The organism is Kribbella sp. NPDC104740, from assembly GCF_055583505.1.
Genome location: NZ_JBVJNV010000003.1, coordinates 481,302 through 497,919 on the forward strand (window position 1 = coordinate 481,302; position 16,618 = coordinate 497,919).

13 protein-coding genes are annotated in these 16,618 nt (G+C 69.5%); 8 read left to right on the forward strand and 5 right to left on the reverse strand.

Translation table 11 applies throughout. The features are described from left to right. Positions 1 to 88: 88 nt before the first annotated feature. Genes ACZ6Z4_RS18405 through ACZ6Z4_RS18415 form a run of 3 tightly spaced genes read left to right on the forward strand, consistent with a single transcriptional unit; the run spans position 89 to position 5,336 of the window. On the forward strand, positions 89 to 2,014 hold the full coding sequence (locus tag ACZ6Z4_RS18405) for a prolyl oligopeptidase family serine peptidase (protein WP_465565254.1): 1,926 nt from the start codon (positions 89 to 91) through the stop codon (positions 2,012 to 2,014). Then, positions 2,011 to 3,660 (forward strand): ABC transporter ATP-binding protein, encoded by a 1,650-nt coding sequence (locus ACZ6Z4_RS18410; RefSeq protein ID WP_465565257.1) that lies wholly within the window; start codon positions 2,011 to 2,013, stop codon positions 3,658 to 3,660. Before ACZ6Z4_RS18405 ends, ACZ6Z4_RS18410 begins: the two co-directional genes overlap by 4 nt. Then, positions 3,657 to 5,336 carry an ABC transporter ATP-binding protein gene (locus ACZ6Z4_RS18415; protein WP_465565260.1) on the forward strand — a complete coding sequence of 560 codons (1,680 nt, stop codon included), beginning with the start codon at positions 3,657 to 3,659 and terminating at the stop codon, positions 5,334 to 5,336. Before ACZ6Z4_RS18410 ends, ACZ6Z4_RS18415 begins: the two co-directional genes overlap by 4 nt. Here ACZ6Z4_RS18415 and ACZ6Z4_RS18420 read toward each other — a convergent pair. Further along, positions 5,315 to 5,914: a response regulator transcription factor gene (locus ACZ6Z4_RS18420; protein WP_465565264.1), complete on the reverse strand. Its 600-nt coding sequence runs from the start codon at positions 5,912 to 5,914 to the stop codon at positions 5,315 to 5,317. The genes ACZ6Z4_RS18415 and ACZ6Z4_RS18420 overlap by 22 nt on opposite strands. Before the next feature lie 557 nt (positions 5,915 to 6,471). Between ACZ6Z4_RS18420 and ACZ6Z4_RS18425 the strand changes: the two genes are divergently transcribed. Continuing rightward, a complete protein-coding gene (locus ACZ6Z4_RS18425) occupies positions 6,472 to 7,110 on the forward strand; it encodes a transglycosylase family protein (protein WP_465565267.1) in 639 nt (212 codons plus the stop codon). A 94-nt stretch (positions 7,111 to 7,204) separates the two neighbouring features. On the opposite strand, the gene ACZ6Z4_RS18430 is transcribed toward ACZ6Z4_RS18425, so the two are convergent. From ACZ6Z4_RS18430 to ACZ6Z4_RS18440, 3 genes are read right to left on the reverse strand one after another with little or no spacing between them, the layout of a single operon-like run. After that, entirely contained in the window at positions 7,205 to 7,846 is a 642-nt protein-coding gene (locus ACZ6Z4_RS18430; RefSeq protein ID WP_465565270.1) for a class I SAM-dependent methyltransferase, read from the reverse strand. A gap of 10 nt (positions 7,847 to 7,856) precedes the next feature. Further along, positions 7,857 to 8,513, reverse strand: coding sequence for a Pr6Pr family membrane protein (locus ACZ6Z4_RS18435; protein ID WP_465565273.1), 657 nt, complete (start codon positions 8,511 to 8,513; stop codon positions 7,857 to 7,859). Between the two features lie 40 nt (positions 8,514 to 8,553). After that, positions 8,554 to 9,102, reverse strand: coding sequence for a 2TM domain-containing protein (locus ACZ6Z4_RS18440; RefSeq protein ID WP_465565276.1), 549 nt, complete (start codon positions 9,100 to 9,102; stop codon positions 8,554 to 8,556). 76 nt (positions 9,103 to 9,178) lie between these two features. On the opposite strand from ACZ6Z4_RS18440, the gene ACZ6Z4_RS18445 reads away from it, so the two are divergent. The 3 genes from ACZ6Z4_RS18445 (at position 9,179) to ACZ6Z4_RS18455 (ending at position 12,558) form a co-directional block, all read left to right on the forward strand. After that, positions 9,179 to 9,778, forward strand: coding sequence for a TetR/AcrR family transcriptional regulator (locus ACZ6Z4_RS18445; RefSeq protein WP_363671802.1), 600 nt, complete (start codon positions 9,179 to 9,181; stop codon positions 9,776 to 9,778). An 85-nt stretch (positions 9,779 to 9,863) separates the two neighbouring features. Then, positions 9,864 to 10,373, forward strand: coding sequence for an AAA family ATPase (locus ACZ6Z4_RS18450; protein WP_363671800.1), 510 nt, complete (start codon positions 9,864 to 9,866; stop codon positions 10,371 to 10,373). Between the two features lie 46 nt (positions 10,374 to 10,419). Continuing rightward, entirely contained in the window at positions 10,420 to 12,558 is a 2,139-nt protein-coding gene (locus tag ACZ6Z4_RS18455; RefSeq protein ID WP_465565282.1) for a molybdopterin-dependent oxidoreductase, read from the forward strand. Positions 12,559 to 12,568: 10 nt separating this feature from the next. Here the strand turns inward: ACZ6Z4_RS18455 and ACZ6Z4_RS18460 are convergent, their stop codons facing one another. After that, a complete protein-coding gene (locus ACZ6Z4_RS18460; protein ID WP_465565285.1) occupies positions 12,569 to 13,582 on the reverse strand; it encodes a LacI family DNA-binding transcriptional regulator in 1,014 nt (337 codons plus the stop codon). Between the two features lie 307 nt (positions 13,583 to 13,889). Here ACZ6Z4_RS18460 and ACZ6Z4_RS18465 point away from each other — a divergent pair, with 307 nt between their 5' ends. Continuing rightward, a complete protein-coding gene (locus ACZ6Z4_RS18465) occupies positions 13,890 to 16,604 on the forward strand; it encodes a glycosyl hydrolase family 95 catalytic domain-containing protein (RefSeq protein ID WP_465565288.1) in 2,715 nt (904 codons plus the stop codon). The last annotated feature ends 14 nt before the right edge of the window (positions 16,605 to 16,618 follow it).

A 16,618-nucleotide genomic window follows, 5' to 3' on the forward strand; every position in this document is an offset into this window, starting at 1 on the left:
CGGACCCGAGTTTTCTCGAGGTTTCCGAAGGCCCGGGGGCGGGCGGCAACTCCCGCCCCCGGGCCGACCTTCGTTCTGGGAGGTACTGATGGACTACCCGTACGCCGAACGGCTGCCGCTGGTCGAGCAGCTGCACGGGCAATCCGTCGCCGATCCCTACCGCTGGCTCGAGGACTCCTCCTCGCCGCAGACCCGGCAGTGGCAGGCCGCGCAGGACGAGCTCTGGCTCTCGTACGCCGCTTCGCTGCCGACCCGTTTCACCTTCCGCAGCCGCGTGAAATCCTTGTCCGCGGTCGGTTCCGTCTCCGCACCGGTCTGGCGCGGCGACCGCTGCTTCCTGCTCCGCCGTGAGCCCGGTCAGGACCACCCGGTCCTCACCGTCGACGGCGTCGAGCTGCTCGATCCCGCGAAACTCGACCCGAGCGGACTGACCACGCTCGACTCCTGGCAGCCGTCGCCCGACGGGTCGCTCGTGGCGTTCCAGGTCTCGCGCGGCGGCTCCGAGGAATCCGTGCTGCACGTGCTCGACGTCGCGACCGGCGTACTGGTCGAGGAGCCGATCGACGGCTGCCGGTACTCGCCGATCGCGTGGCTGCCGGACGGGAAGTCCTTCTACTATGTGCGATTCCGGCAGTTCCTGCTGCACGCCGTCGGCGGAACGGACGAGCCGGTGCTCACCGGCGAGGCGTCGTACGGGCTGGATCTGAGCGCCGACGGGCGCTGGCTGACGATCTCGGCGTCCCGCGGGACCAGCAACGATCTCTGGCTCGCCGACCTGCGCGCCGGCGACGCACCTCAGCCGCTGCAGCTCCCCGGCGACGCGATCACGCTGATGTCGGTCGGCCACGACGGCCGCCTGTACGTCGTCACGACCGACGGCGCACCGACCGGCCGGATCTGCGTCGGCGACCCGGAGAACCCGCTGGTCTGGCACGACTACGTGCCCGCCGACCCCGAGGCGCCGCTGAGCAGCCTGGCCGTGCTCGACAAGGTCGTCCTGGTCGGCCGCACCCGCGGCACGATCGGCGAGATCGCGATCCACGACCTGGTCACCGGGCGGCACCTCGGCGAGGTCCCACTGCCGGGCCACGGCTCGATCGGCTCACTGACCGCCCGACGCGAAGGCGGCCACGAAGCCTGGTTCTCCTACACCGACAGCGTCACGCCCGCGGCGATCTACTCGTACGACGCCCTGACGGCCGAGACGTCGCTGTGGTCCTCGACCACCGCACCCACGGTCGAGGCCACCACAACCGTCGTTCCGTTCCGCTCGGCCGATGGCACCGACCTGGAGATGCTCGTCATCGCCACCCCCGGCGACGGCACCCCGCGCCCCACGATCCTCTACGGCTACGGCGGTTTCGGTCAGTCCCTCACCCCGACGTACTCCGCCTTCGCCCTCGCCTGGGTGGAAGCGGGCGGCGTCTTCGTCACCGCCACCCTGCGCGGCGGCGGCGAGCGCGGCGCCGACTGGCACCGGGCCGGCATTCTCGACCAGAAGCAGAACGTCATCGACGACTTCCTGGCCGCCGCCGGGCACCTGATCGCCGAGGGCTGGACGACCACAGCTCAGCTGGGCGCGTGCGGAGAATCCAACGGTGGCCTGCTGGTCGGCGCCGCCGTCACCCAGCGCCCCGATCTCTTCGGCGCCGCCGTCTGCTCGGCGCCGCTGCTCGACATGGTCCGCTACGAACTCACCGGCCTCGGCGAACGCTGGGTCCCCGAGTTCGGCTCGGCTTCGGACCCCCAGCAGCTGAAGACCTTGCTGGGCTACTCGCCCTACCACCACGTCAGCGACCGGCCCTACCCCGCGATCCTGTTCACCACCTTCGCCAACGACACCCGCGTGGATCCCTTGCACGCAAGGAAGATGTGCGCCGCCCTCCAGCACGTCTCCCCCAACCCTGTCCTGCTGCGGACCGAGGCGGACTCCGGCCACGCCACCGGCAGCGCGAGCAAGGGCATCGCGCTCGCCGCCGACCTACTCGCCTTCCTCGATCGGCAGTTGCGGTGAACGTCGGCGACGTCGTCCGGCACAGCGGCAAGTGGCTCCCGGTGATCGCGCTGGCATCCCTCGGGGGCAGCTGCGTCGCCCTCGCTCTCCCGTCGGTGCTCGGCCGCTCGGTCGACGCCATCGTCGCCGGCCACGGCTACGACCAGTGGCTGAGCGTCGCCGCCGGATTGGTTGCTCTGGGCATCATCTGCTCGCTGGTCGACGTCTTCGCGGGCACCGCCGCGGTCGCCGGTACGACGGCTTGGCTGCGCCACGGCCTGGTCCGCCACGTCGTCCGCGGCGGCCCCGAAGGCACCCGCGACTTCGAGACCGGCGACCTGGTCAGCCGCGTCTCCGGCAACGCGGTCGACGCCGCCCAAGCCGGCCCCGCGCTGGTCAGCGCGTTCGCCGCGATCCTCCCACCAGCAGGCAGTCTCGTCCTGCTCGCGCTGATCGATCCCTGGCTCGCCGCGGCCTTCTTCGGCGGCGTCCTGCTGGTCATCGGCGTCCTGTTCGTCTTCGCCCGCCGTACGGCGCAGATCAGCCTTGCCTACCAGGAGACCCAGGGCCAGCTCGCCGGCCGCCTCACCGAGGCCCTCACCGGCATCCGCACGATCCTCGCCGCCGGCACCACCGCCCGCGAGGAGCAGCGCGTCCTCACCCTGCTCCCCGAGCTGCACAAGCACGGCCTGCTCACCTGGAAGGTCCTCGCCCGCTCGGGCGCGCAGGCCGCGATCGTCGGCCCGCTGGTCCTGGTCGCCGTGCTCGCCGTCGGCGGCCTGCAGTTGGTCGCGGGCCGGATCACCGCCGGAGAGCTGTTCGCCGCCGGCCAGTACGCCGTACTGGGGGCCGGTCTCGGCAGTCTGACCGGTGTCATCGGTGAGATCGCCCGAGCGAAGGCCGGGATCCGCCGCGCGGGCGAGATCTTCGCGATCGAGTCCGTTCCGCACGGCACCCTCCCGCTGCCGCCCGGGCCGGGCCAGCTGCGCTTCGAGGCCGTCACCGTCGTCGCGGGCGACACCACCCTGCTGTACGACGTGAACCTCGAGATCCCCGGCGGCGCGACGGTCGCCGTGGTCGGCCCGAGCGGCGCGGGCAAGTCCGTGCTCGCCGCGATCGCCGCGCGGCTGCGCGACCCGTCGTACGGGCAGGTGCTGCTGGACGGCGTACCGCTGCAGGCCGTGCACCGGCGCTCGCTGCGCAACGCGGTCGGCTGCGCGTTCGAGCGCCCGACGCTGGTCGGGACGACGATCGGCGACGCGATCTCGCCGAACCCGCTGAGCACCGTCCGCACCCTGGCCGCGGCGCGCGCGACGCACGCCCACGACTTCGTCAGCCGGCTTCCCCGCGGCTACCGCACTCCATTGCCCGAGGCACCTATGTCGGGTGGCGAACGGCAGCGGCTCGGCCTGGCCCGGGCCTGGTCCGCGCACCGCCTGCTGGTCCTCGACGACGCGACGTCGAGCCTCGACACCGCGACCGAGATGCAGATCAGCCGCACGCTCACCGAGGACAAGCACCACCGGACCCGTCTGATCGTCACCCACCGCCCGGCGACCGCGGCTCGCGCCGACCTGGTCGTCTGGCTCGACCACGGCACCGTCCGCGCCACCGCCCGGCACCGCGACCTGTGGCACCTCTCGGAGTACCGCGAGGTCTTCGGATGAGGCCGCAACTCGCGTACGGCCTGCAGGCGCTCAGGAATCGTTCGACCCTGAAACTCGCCCTCTGGTCGATCCCGGAGATCCTCCCCACCGCGATCTACGGCGTCGCGGTCGCGCAGGCCACAGACAGCTTCCTCGCCGGGCACGCCTGGCAGGGCATCGCCTGGCTGGCCGGGCTCGTCCTCACCGCCTGCTTCGGCGCGGCCGGCGCCCACCAGGTCTACGGCCGCCTCGGTGAGCTCGTCGAGCCCCTCCGCGACGACCTCGTCCGCCGAGTCGTCGGCAGCGCGCTGCACACCGGCGACCCGGCCGCCGTCGCGCGCCTGAACCGGCAGGTCGAGATCGTCCGCGACACCTTCGCCGGGCTCGTGCTCGTGATCCGCAGCTTCGCCGTCACGCTCGTCGGCGTCCTGGCCGGGCTGCTCTCGCTCGCACCCGCGATCGCGGGGTTCGTCGTACCGCCTTTCCTGCTGGGCTTTCTGGCGTCGCTCGCGGTGCTCGGCCTCGCTGCCGACCGCGTCCGTGCCTCGCTGCAGGCGGACGAGGATCTCGCCACCAGCGCCGGGATGACCTTCAGCGGCGTCCGCGACCTCACGGCGACCGGCTCGGAGGAGTTCGCCGAGTTCCTGACCGGCCGGCCGATCGAGGCCCAGGCCAACGCCGAACGCGCCCTCGCCCGCGTCGCCGCCCTCCGCACGCTCTGCTTCGCCATCGGCGGCTGGGCGCCGCTCCTGATCCTGCTCGCCGCCGGCCCGTGGCTGGTCGGCCGCGGAGTCTCGACCGGAACGCTGCTCGGCGGCCTCACGTATGTCCTGGTCGGCCTGCAGCCCGCGCTCAACACGGTGATGGGCGCGCTCGGCGACAGCGGTCTCCGGTACGTCGTGACGCTCGGCCGCATCCTCGCGGTGCAGTCCACCCCGCCGGCTCCGCGCACGGAACCCCCCTCGACCTTCGCCGTCCACACCAGCGGACTGACTTTCGCGTACGGCCCCGCCGCCGAACCCGTCATCGAGGACCTGCACCTGACCATCCCCGAGGGCGAGCACCTCGCCGTCGTCGGCCCGAGCGGTATCGGCAAGTCCACGCTGGCCGGTCTGATCTGCGGCATGCTCCAACCGACCGGCGGTGTCGTGCAGCTGGGCGGCGTACCGGCGGAAGCCGTCGCCCCCGACACCCGCGTCCTGATCCCGCAGGAGGCGTACGTCTTCAGCGCCACCGTCATGGACAACCTCGATTACCTGCTGCCCGACGCGACCCGGTCGGAGGTCCAGCAGGCGATCGACGCCGTCGGCTCCGGCGCGCTCGTCGACCGGATCGGCGGGCTCGACGCCCAGGTCAGGCCGAACGAGTTGTCCGCCGGGGAACGCCAGCTGATCGCGCTCACCCGCGCGTACCTGTCGCCCGCGCCGCTCGTCGTACTGGACGAGGCGACCTGCTACCTCGACCCCGAGGCCGAGCGCCGGGCCGAGGAGGCGTTCGCGACCCGCGGCGGCACGCTGATCGTGATCGCGCACCGGATCAGCTCGGCGCTGCGGGCCCGGCAGATCCTCGTGATGGACGGCAACCGCGCCACGCTCGGCACGCACAGCAGCCTGCTCAGCACCTCACCGCTCTACCAGGAGCTGCAGGGGCACTGGAACCCGACGGAAGCGGGGCTTCAGATCCAGCCCGCGTCCTGAGCCTTCCGGATCGCCTCGATCCGGCTCCGCGCACCGGTCTTCGCGAGGATCCGGGACAGGTAGTTGCGGACCGTGCCCGCGCTCAGGCTCAGCGTCCGGGCGACCTCCTGCGCGGTCGCGCCGGTGGTCACCTGCCGCAGTACCTCGCACTCGCGGTCGGTGAGCGGGTTGTCCCCGGCCCGCAGCGCGGCGACAGCCAGCCGTACGTCGACCACCGGCAAGCCCTTGGCGACGTCACGCACCGCCTCGACCAGCTGCTCGGTGGTCGCGTCGGTCGCCAGCAACCCGATCCGCGGCGCCTGCTTGACCAGCGCCATGCTGGTCGCGGCGATCGCCTCGTGGTCGACCAGCACCAGCACACCGCGCCCGGTCAGCTTGCGGCACAGCTCCTCGATCCCGACCTTGCCGGGCAGTTGTGCGTCGAGCACCACCACCTGTGGACGCAGCCGGACCGAGGCCAGGACCTCGTCGGACCGGTCCAGCTCGGCCATCACGTCGAGGTCGGACTCCTTGGACAGCACCGCGGCCAGTGCTCCACGCACCAACGTGCCGCGATGGCCGAGTACGACTCGGATCACCGCATGCCCCCATCAATCGTTTGCCTCAGCTGCGGGCCCTCCCGGCCCGCTTCTGTCCAACGATCGAGACGCGGCGATGTGACGGACAGATTTTCACTTTCACTTCCGCGACGGCGCCGAAATCACGCTCCGGAGCGCCTCGAAAGGACCCCGGAAACCGTTCTGTTGTTGGCCTTTCGCTACCTCAGAGACAGAAAAAATCCGGGGCAGATTCCGATCTGCCCTTGCGGATCGCGCCCCGGTCACGCACGATGGCTCGGTCGCTTCGTTATCTCGACGTGACCATTCGGACGCTGTCCCGTGACCGAACGGGACCGGCCGGGTGTTGTCCCCTGCACCCCCGGAAGGGAGTGGTACCTCACCAGACTGTGGAGCCCGGTACGGCGCCGGCACTGACCGGAAGCCATGGCCCGAGCCTCACGCACAGGTGACGACCACCTTCGTTCCGCCGTCGTTCACGCACTTGCGGCCGCGGGACTCTCGGGGAAGTGCGCACGCGGCTGAGTCGGCCGGGCTGGAGTAGTTCACCATGCCCAGCTCATGAGGAGCAGATTCTGATGTCCAAAGCTCGACACGCCCGACCCCGGCGAAGTACCCGCCGGATCGTCCGGACCCTGTCCGTCGCCGGTCTCGGCGCCGGAATCACCGCGGCCGGCGCCGGTGCCGCGTTCGCGGCCGACTACACGGTGAAGCCTGGGGACACCCTCTCCGAGATCGCGCAGGCCAACGGTGCCGACTGGCACCAGCTGGCCCGGCTGAACAATCTCGACAACCCCGACCTGATCCTGATCGGCCAGACGCTCGAGCTCGACGGCGCGCCCAAGGCGACCGTGACCGAGCGCCGTTCGCCCAAGGCCAAGCCGAAGGCCGACCGCTCGCCGCGCAAGACGCAGGAGCGCACCGAGCGCAAGCCGCGCACCACCCGCTCGAAGTCCGGCGGTGGCGCGACGAGCGTGTCGATGAGCGCCGCGTGGCGCAAGGTCGCCCAGTGCGAGTCGGGCGGTAACCCGCGGGCGGTGAACCCGTCGGGCAAGTACCACGGTCTGTTCCAGTTCGACCGGGCCACCTGGCGCAGCGTCGGTGGTTCCGGCGTCGCCTCGCAGGCCTCGGCCGGCGAGCAGCTGATGCGGGCCAAGAAGCTGTACGCCCAGCGCGGCGCCTCGCCGTGGCCGGTCTGCGGCCGCTTCCTGCGCTGACCCTGTCGCACCAGAAGCTGGTACGGCGAACGGTGGTGCCGATCGCGGATCGGCACCACCCTTCGTTTGTCAGCAGCAGAGCGTTCGTCCGTCGTCAGCGGCTGAGGACGAGCATCTCGTCGGCGCCGACCTGGAACTCGTACGGCACCTTGCGGATCTCCGACCGCACCTCGCCGAGCTCCTCGAGCAGCTCCGGCAGGTACTCCACCGGCTCGCCCGCGCCCATCTTCACCAGCGGGAAGATCCGCACCTCCGAGCGCGACACCCGGATCAGCTCCCGCAGCGCCACCAGGTGCCAGTCGCGGTCGTACTTCTCCGCCCACGTGAACAGCAGGTGCGAGCTCAGCACCAGGTCGAAGCGCCGGTCCGGGAACGGCAGCTCGGGCAGGCTCCCGGGCACGTAGCAGTCCGGCGCCTCGGAGACGTGGGTGAGGAACCGGTCCGCAGCGTCGATCCGCAGCTCGTCGCGCCGCTCGGGCGATCCGTACCAGTGCCAGACGAAGCTCGCCGCGTGGTGGTCCACGATCCCCGACCCGGCCGGCAGGCTGCGCCGTACGGTGTCGACCAGCTCCGCGGCCGGCAGCTCGTAGGCCGGGTCGACCGCGACCGCGTCGACGCCCCGGGCCGCGGCCTCGGCGGTGAAGCCGGCCCCTCCCGCGCAGCAGTCGAGCACGGACTCGGGGAGTTCGGTCAGATCGAACATCGCCTCGTACTCGGCGTACGAGCGTGATGTCACCAGCACGGGTCTACCTCTCGACGGCGGTCCTGTTCAGCCGGCGGTCGAGCAGCATCGCCCCGAACGCCAGAGCCAGGAAGAGTAGCGCGACGAACAGACAGTTCAGCAAGACCTTTCCGTAGCCGAGATCGTCGGCGTCGACGAACGGGTACGGCCAGAAACCGATCGCGGCACCGCGGATCAGCGTGAAGACCAGCCAGAGCAGCGGGAACGCGATCGACCAGCCGACGATCGCGGGACCGGTCCGGCCGCGCGGGCCGAACAGCAGCCAGCCGAGGACACCGAGCAGCGGTGTCGCGGTGTGCAGCAGGAAGTTGGCGACCGCGGCGCCGCCGGTGAAGTCGGCCAGTGCGTTCAGCGCCACCCAGTAGACGATGCCGGTGACGGCGATGCAGAGGACGCCGTTCAGCCGCAGCGTCCGGAACAGGGTCGAGTCGCGGTCGGTGCCGGCGGCGAGCAGCAGCGTCGTGCCGCCGAGCAGCAGGTTCGACAGGATCGTGAAGTAGGCGAACACGTTGAAGACCCGGTCCGGGTTGTCCGGGAAGAAGCCACCGGTCGAGGTCGCCGTGACGACCAGCTGGACGATGATCCCGGCGATCACCGCCGCCGCCGTCACCGCGTGACCGATCTTTGCGATCGTGGCCCGCCCCGCACCGGACTTCGTCATGACCGAAATCTACGGCGCGCGGGCGGGCCGGTGCGGGATCTCAGGCGTTGAGCTTCTGCTGCGGTTCGGTCTCTTCGACGTCGCCGGTGTAGCTGAACGACACGATCGCGTCGATCACCAGCACGATCGTCCAGGACCAGGCCGGGCCGAGCAGCGCGTCGTACCCCTGGCCGGACAGCAGGCCGAGGCCGATCATCACGCCGCAGCCCACGGCGTACGCGAGCAGGTGGCGGTACCAGCCCTGGCGCTCGAAGCGGGCCCTCTCGCGGGTGCCCTTCCGCGGCTTGTACGGCCGCGGTCCACCGGCCAGCTTGTACGCCGCCCAGCCGTCGGCCCACTGCAGCGTGCGATGCCCGAAGCCGACGCTGACGCCGATGAAGATCGCGGCCAGCGAGTGCTTGAACGACGGCTCCCCACCACCGCGGATGTCGATCACGCTGGCGACCAGCATCACGACGTCGACCAGCGGCACCGCGACCAGGAACGCCATCCCCAGCTTCGGCAGCCGCAGCAGGTAGCGGGTGCCGAGCCCGGCGGCGAGCAGCACCCAGAAGCCGATCTCGCACGCGGCGATCACTGCGAGCAGCACGATCTTGCCCTCCTTGTTTTGACACGACTGTGTTTGTACGTGTTTCGACCATAACACAGCTGTGCTAAAAAGGGGTATGCCGAAAATCGTCGACCACGACGCCCGCCGCGAGGAGATCGCCCAGGCGCTGTGGCGCGTGGTCCGCCGCGACGGCGTCCGCGCCGCCTCGGTCCGCACCGTCGCCGCCGAGGCCGGCTGGTCGGCCGGCGCCGTCCGCTACTACTTCCCCGACCAGGACGGCCTGCTCAACTTCGCGATGGACCTGGTCTCCCAGCGCGTGCACGCCCGGGTGTCCGCCCTCGACCCGACCGGTACGCCGACCGAGATCGTCCTGCGCTACCTGGAGGAAGTGATCCCGCTCGACCCCGAACGGCTGGCCGAGTTCGACATCTGGCTGTCGTTCACCGCGCAGGCCCAGGCCGAGAGCGGCGCCGGCGGTCTGCGGCAGCACCTCGGCCCGGTCAACGACGGGCTGCGCAGCCTGTGCCGGCAGCTGCTCGAAGCACTGGCTCGGGGCGACGCGCTACGGCCGGGTCTCGACCTCGAGCTCGAGACCGAACGGCTGCACGCGCTGATCGACGGGATCTCTTTGCACGTGACACTTCAGCCCGAGGTGACCACCGCGACGCGCGTCCGCGAAGTACTGGCGGCGCACCTGCGGTCGCTGCATCCGTGAGGGCCGTCTCACCTGCTGGCTGATGCCGGACAACCGATGGTCAGACCCTGACCAAAACCTTGCTCTGCGTGGCACCATCCACGGTATGCAGACCGAGGGGGTGATCGTCGTCAGCGGAATCACGGCGGCGGGCAAGTCGACGGTCTCGCAACTGCTCGCCGAACGGTTCCAGTACGGCGTGCACCTGCGCGGCGAGGTGTTCCGCCGGATGATCGTCAGCGGCCAGGCGCCGGCCGACGCCGAGCACGGCGAAGAAGCGCAGAAACAGCTGAAGCTGCGTTACCGGCTGGCCTGCCAGGCCGCCGACGGGTACGCGCAGGCCGGCTTCACCGTCGTACTGCAGGACGTCGTGGTCGGTGAACTGCTGCGCGAGTTCCTGGAGAACATCCAGAGCCGGCCGCGCTACCTCGTCGTACTGACGCCTCGGCCTGATGTGATCTCGGACCGGCTGGGTGGGTTGTCGGTCGACGAGCTCGACTACGAGCTGCACGCGTTCAGCCCACGGCGCGGGTTGTGGCTGGACAACTCCGACCTCTCGCCGAACGAGACCGTCGACGCGATCCTCGGGCGGCTGGACGAGGCCAAGTTCGACTAGCCGGTCTCGACTGGTCGGCGCGGTTACCGGGGCGTAGTTTGGCTGGATGGCAGCCACCGTGCGCAGGACCTCGTGCAACTTGTGTGAAGCCATCTGCGGCGTGCTCGTCACGATCGACGACGGCCGCGTCACCGACATCCGCGGCGACGAGTCCGACCCGCTGTCGCGCGGGCACATCTGCCCGAAGGCCGTCGCGCTGAAGGATCTGCAGGAGGATCCTGATCGGCTGACGACACCGGTACGGCGTACTGCTTCCGGGTGGGAGCCGCTCGGATGGTCGGAGGCTTATGCGTTGGTGGCCGATCGATTGCTGGCGATCCAGAAGGCTTCTGGCCGCAATGCTGTCGGCGTGTACCTGGGAAACCCGAACGTGCACAGCCTCGGCGCGATGACGCACATGCCGACTGCCTTGCGGCTGCTGCGGACGCGGAACCGTTTCAGCGCGACGTCGGTGGATCAGCTGCCGCACATGCTCGCGTCGTACCTGCTGTACGGGCATCAGCTGATGGTGCCGGTCGCGGACATCGACCGGACGTCGTACCTGCTGATGCTCGGGGCGAACCCGTTGGCGTCGAACGGGAGCATGATGACGGCGCCGGGGTTCGGGCGGCGGTTGAAGGAGCTGCGGCGGCGCGGTGGACGGGTGGTGGTGATCGATCCGCGGCGGACGGAAACGGCGGCGGTCGCGGACGAGCATCACTTCGTTCGGCCGGGGACGGATGCGGCGTTCCTGCTGGCGTTGATCCATCAGGTGATCGCAGACGGGCCCGCGAAGGAAGGCGCTGCGGAGGGCGGCGGCCTCAGCGTCGCGCCCTACGTGGACGGGCTCGACGCGGTGGAGGCGGCGGTTGCCGAGTGGACGCCCGAGCGGGTCGCTGAGGCTACCGGGATTCCGGCCGACGTGATCCGGCGGATCGCTCACGAGTTCGCGTCGGCTGATCGCGCGGCTTGTTACGGGCGGGTCGGGGTGTCGACGCAGCAGTTCGGCGCGGTCTGCCAGTGGGCCGTGCAGGTGCTCAACATCATCACCGGCAACCTCGACCGGCCCGGCGGGACGATGATCCCGCGGCCGGCCGTCGACACCCTGCGCGGGATCGGGCGCGGCCACACCGGCGCGTGGTCGAGCCGCGTGCGCGGCCTGCCGGAGTTCGGCGGCGAGCTGCCGGTCTCGGTGCTGGCCGAGGAGATCCTGACTCCCGGTGACGGCCAGATCCGCGCGATGGTGACCGTCGCGGGGAACCCGGTGCTGTCGACGCCCAACGGCCGGAAGCTCGACGAAGCCCTCGACGGCCTGGAGTTCATGGTCGCGATCGATCCGTACATCAACGAGACCACCCGGCACGCGGACGTGATCCTGCCGCCGACGCCGCCGCTGGAGCGCGACCACTACGACCTGGCGTTCCACCAGCTCGCCGTACGGAACACTGCGCGGTGGAACTCCGCCGTGCTGCCGCGGGCCGCGACAGCTCGCCACGACTGGGAGATCTTCCGGGACCTCGGGCTGGAGCTGCTCGACCGTCGCCCCCGGTCGCGGCAGAAGCTGCTCGCGTCCGCGCGCCTGCGGCTGTCGCCCGCGCGCGTGGTCGACCTCGGACTCCGGATCGGCCCGTATCGCCTGTCACTGCGCAAACTCCGCAAGTCGCCCGGCGGCATCGACCTCGGCCCCCTGCAACCGGCTCTCCCCGGCGCTCTCCACACCCGCGACAAACGCATCGACCTCGCCCAACCAGCCGTCCTCGACGAACTCCCCCGCCTCGCCGCGCACTTGGTTGCCACCAGCAACACTGACGACCTGGTTTTGATCGGTCGCCGCCACCTGCGCAGCAACAACTCCTGGATGCACAACTCCGCCCGCCTGGTGAAGGGCAAACCGCGCCACCAGCTGCTGATGAACCCGGCCGACCTCGAGCACCGCTCCCTGACCGACGGCGAGCTGGTCGAGGTCACCTCCGCCGCCGGCTCCATCGCCGTGGAGGTTGCCGCAAGCAACGACATGATGCCCGGCGTGGTCAGCCTCCCGCACGGCTTCGGCCACGACCTGCCCGGGGTCCGCCTGACCGTCGCCAGCCAGGTCCCCGGCGCCTCGGTGAACGACCTCACCGACGACGCCGTCACCGACGCCCTCGCCGGTACGGCGACGCTGAACGGCGTACCGGTGAAGGTCTCAGGCGCGCGGCGGACCTGACGGCACCTTGTCAGACCCGCGGCGGGCCTGAGCTGTCGCGGATCACCAGTACCGGCGTCGAGTACAAGTGCGCTTCGGGCGCGGCCCCGTCGAGCAGCCCGAACAGCCGCGTCGCCACCTCCGCGCCGTACGCGACGATGTTGTGGCTCATCGCGGTGAGCGTCGGATGCGTGATCCGGCACAACGCCGAGTCGTCCCAGGCCACCAGCGTCACATCATCCGGCGACCGCAGCCCGAGCCCGTTGACCACCGACAACCCCGCAACGGCCATCAGATCGTTGTCGTAGATGATCGCCGTCGGCGGCTTCTCGGCCGTCATCAGCTCCCGCGTCGCCGCAGCGCCTTCCTCACCGGAGAAGTCCGTGTGCCGAATCCGCAACTGCACACCGAGCCGCCGCCCGACAGCGGCGTACGCCTGATCCCGAATCCATACATGCCCGTGCTCCGGCGGCCCCGCGACCCGAGCGATCACCTTGTGCCCCAGCGATGCGACGTGCTCAACGGCGGCGTTCATCGCCGACCGCCCATCGGTCCACACCGACGTCAGCCCATTAGCAAGCACCGGATCCCCCACGATCACCGCCGGCAACTCAAGCTTCCGCAACAACGGAATCCGAGGATCATCAACCCTCAAGTCGACAACGATGACCCCATCCACGCGCCGCTCAGCAGCCCACTTCCGATAGGTGGCCATCTCCTCAGCCAAATCCGGCACCACCTGCAACGCCAGCGCATAGGACTTCTCCCCCAGCACCGACTCAACCCCACCCACAAACCCCATGTAGAACGGCTCTTCACTCAACGTCTTGGCAGTCCGAGCCAGCACCAACCCGAACGTCTCACTCCGAGCCGCCGACAATTGCCGAGCAGCCCGATTGGGCACCCACTCCAACTCCTCGGCCACCTTCAGCACCCGAGCCCGAGTAGCCTCCGAAACCCCCGGCTGGTTGTTCAACGCGTACGAAACCGCACCCTTGGAGACCCCGGCCCGTCGAGCGATCTCCTTGATGGTCACACGGCCCACGACGAGCCTCCTTCGAACGGGCGGTCCGAACCGTGACGGGCGGCTCGGCAGACCCACATTCTGCGCCGCCGGCCACTGTCTGTCTGCAGGTCACCGCATTCCATCACGCACAGCGACCATTTGATCAAACCTCAGGCGCACGGAGATCTCTTTTCACCTGTCGATCACGGTCAGAAGTCCGATCAATAGTTGGTGAAGAGTGAAGTTCAGCGGAAGATGACCGCTTGACGACGGTGAGACATCGGATGTTCACTGCCCGAGAGCAACCTGTATACACCTTCATCCTCCCCGCCCCGGAAGGTGCTCCATGAAGTTGACCCGGCTCCTGCTGCCTGTGCTCCCGGTCCTTCTCCTCGTGCCGCCGGCGCCGGCGACCTCAGCCGCCGCCGCGCCGGGCGATGTCGCGTTCTCGGCGTCCTCGGGCCGGCTCGACGTCGACCACGCCGGCTACCTCGCCAAGCACGACATCGTCTACAACCGGCCGAACACCAACCCCGCGCACGCCCTGACCGTCGGGAACGGGCGGACGGGAGCGATGGCGTGGCAGGCGGCCGGCCTGACCATGCAGGTGTCCAACGTGGACGCCTCGCAGCAGACGGCGTTCGGCGCCGGGCTCGTGAACCTCTCGACCACTCCGGCGATGGAGTCCGGCTACAGCAGCTACGAACAGCGACTCTCGCTGTACGACGGAACACTCACCACCCGGTACGACTCCAACCGGACGGTGACCGTCATGGGCCGGCCCGGATCGGAGGTCATGGGCATCCACGTCGAGGACACCCGCGGCGGCGTCTCCGGCGTGACGCTCGAGTTGTCCCTGTGGGACGTCGCGAACCTCGGCAACAGCGGCGACGTCCCCAACCTCGACACCTGGCGCCAGGTCAGCAGCTACGCCGACTCGACCGGAGCTGGTATCAGCCGCGGGCAGGCCGACCCACAGAACTTCGGCTACACCCTCGCCGCGACTGTCGAGGGGACGGGTTACACGGCCTCGGTGGTGAACAACAGCAAGGTACGGCTCACGATCCAGCCGTCGTCGAGCTACACCGTCTGGTTCACCGCGAGCACGCGCCTCAACGCTTCCGGCCACGACTCGGTGAACGCCGCCCGGAGCGCCTTGGCAGCGGCCAAGACCGACGGGTACAGCAAGTCCCTGACCGACTACCGCAACTGGTGGCACTCCTTCTGGGGCCGTTCGTTCGTGCAGTACGGCGGCCTCGGTGGTGACGCCGACTACCTCGAGAACGTGTACTACCTGTCGACCTACATGATCGCCGCCGGGGGACGAGGCAACTACCCGTTCCACTTCATCAACGGCGTCTTCCGGTCCACCGCGGACCAGGCGAAGTGGAGCAACGGCTACTGGTACTGGAACCAGCGGGACGTCTACAACTCGTTCCTCGCGTCCAACCACGTCGACCTGCTCGACACCTTCAACCGGCTGTACAGCCGGAACTACGGTGCCCTGAAGTCCCTGACGCAGTCCCGGTTCGGGATCGACGGCCTGTGGGTGCCGGAAACGATGGGCTGGGACGGCAACGCTCGCGGAACGGTGAACAGCGACTTCACCAAGAACATCTACACGACGGGCTACCAGGCGGCGTACAACATGTACCTGCGGTACCGGTACACCAACGATGCCGGATACCTGCGGGACGTCGCGTACCCGTACGTCCGCGAGGTCACGAAGTTCTACTCGCGGATGCTGTCGGTGGACAGCGCGGGCAAGTACTACATGGCGAACTCCAACGCACACGAAACGTACTGGAACGTCCGCAACGCGATCACCGATCTCGCGGCCGTCCGAAGCCTGTTCCCGATCGCCGTCCAGGTGTCGACGCAGCTGGGTGTGGACTCCGGGCTGCGACCGGAGTGGCAGCGGATCGTCGACAACCTGGTGCCGTACCCGCAGGCCAACGGCGCCTACCTGCCGCACCAGCCACCGGCGTCGCAGATCCGCAACGGGGAGAACGTCGCCAGCGAGCTGATCTGGCCGTACAACGTGACGGGGATCGGCGCGCCGGACTACCAGACCGCCCTGACCACGTGGAACAGCAGGCCGTTCCCGTACGGCAACGTGTGGGCCAACGACGCGGTCCAGGCCGCCCGCCTGGGCCTCGGCGACCAAGCTTTCGCCGGCATGAAGCGAATGCTCCAGCAGTACCAGAACTACCCCAACGGGCTCACGAGCAACACCAACGGTGTGTTCGAGTACCTCGGTGTCCACCTGTCGGCACTCAACGAGTCGCTCCTGCAGTCGTACAACGACACCGTCCGGGTCTTCCCGGCGGTGCCGGCCAACTCGTCGTTCGTCGGGAAGTTCACCCTGCTGGCGAAGAACGGCTTGGTCGTGAGCTCCGAACGCGAGGCCGGCGAAACGAAGTACGTGGGCATCCGGAGCCAGTGGGGTGCGACCGCACGGGTGGCGAACCCGTGGGGCACCCAGGAGATCCGTGTCCGGCGGACCTCGGACAACGCCGTGCTGCTGACCACGAGCGCCGCGCAGTTCGACTTCACCACGGCCACGAACGGGACGTACGTGGTCGAGCGCACCGCCAAACCGCTGAGCTCCTACACCACGACCAGGCTGACCGGCGCCCGCAACAACGGCGCCAAGACCCTGAGCGGTACCGCTTCGTCGCTCGGCCTGAACGCGAGTGGCGGCGGCCTGGTCAACAACACCGAAGGCACCTACGACAACAACTGGTTCCAGTCGACCGGCCGGGGCTACGGCGACTACAACGACGACGTGCACTACTCCACGACGGTCGACGCGGCCGCGTCGTACACCTTCACCGGCACCGGGATCCAGTACATCTCCGAGCGCAACGGTGACATGGGAACGGTGGATGTCTATCTGGACAACGTGTTCCAGGCGACCGTCGATCTGCGCAGCAGCACCCGGCAGGTGCAACAGGTGGTCTGGCAGCGCAGCGGGCTGTCCTCCGGTCGGCACACCATCCGCGTGGTCAACCGCAGTACGTCGGTCGGGATGATCGACGCGTTCAGAATCACCGCCTGACCTTCAGCGTGGTT

What these genes read in the sequence shown, in the direction of transcription:
- ACZ6Z4_RS18405 (WP_465565254.1), top strand. Translation starts at nt 89, where the DNA reads ATGGACTACCCGTACGCCGAACGGCTGCCGCTGGTCGAGCAGCTGCAC.
- ACZ6Z4_RS18415 (WP_465565260.1), top strand. Translation starts at nt 3,657, where the DNA reads ATGAGGCCGCAACTCGCGTACGGCCTGCAGGCGCTCAGGAATCGTTCG.
- ACZ6Z4_RS18425 (WP_465565267.1), top strand. Translation starts at nt 6,472, where the DNA reads ATGTCCAAAGCTCGACACGCCCGACCCCGGCGAAGTACCCGCCGGATC.
- ACZ6Z4_RS18435 (WP_465565273.1), bottom strand. Translation starts at nt 8,513, where the DNA reads ATGACGAAGTCCGGTGCGGGGCGGGCCACGATCGCAAAGATCGGTCAC.
- ACZ6Z4_RS18445 (WP_363671802.1), top strand. Translation starts at nt 9,179, where the DNA reads ATGCCGAAAATCGTCGACCACGACGCCCGCCGCGAGGAGATCGCCCAG.
- ACZ6Z4_RS18450 (WP_363671800.1), top strand. Translation starts at nt 9,864, where the DNA reads ATGCAGACCGAGGGGGTGATCGTCGTCAGCGGAATCACGGCGGCGGGC.
- ACZ6Z4_RS18455 (WP_465565282.1), top strand. Translation starts at nt 10,420, where the DNA reads ATGGCAGCCACCGTGCGCAGGACCTCGTGCAACTTGTGTGAAGCCATC.
- ACZ6Z4_RS18465 (WP_465565288.1), top strand. Translation starts at nt 13,890, where the DNA reads ATGAAGTTGACCCGGCTCCTGCTGCCTGTGCTCCCGGTCCTTCTCCTC.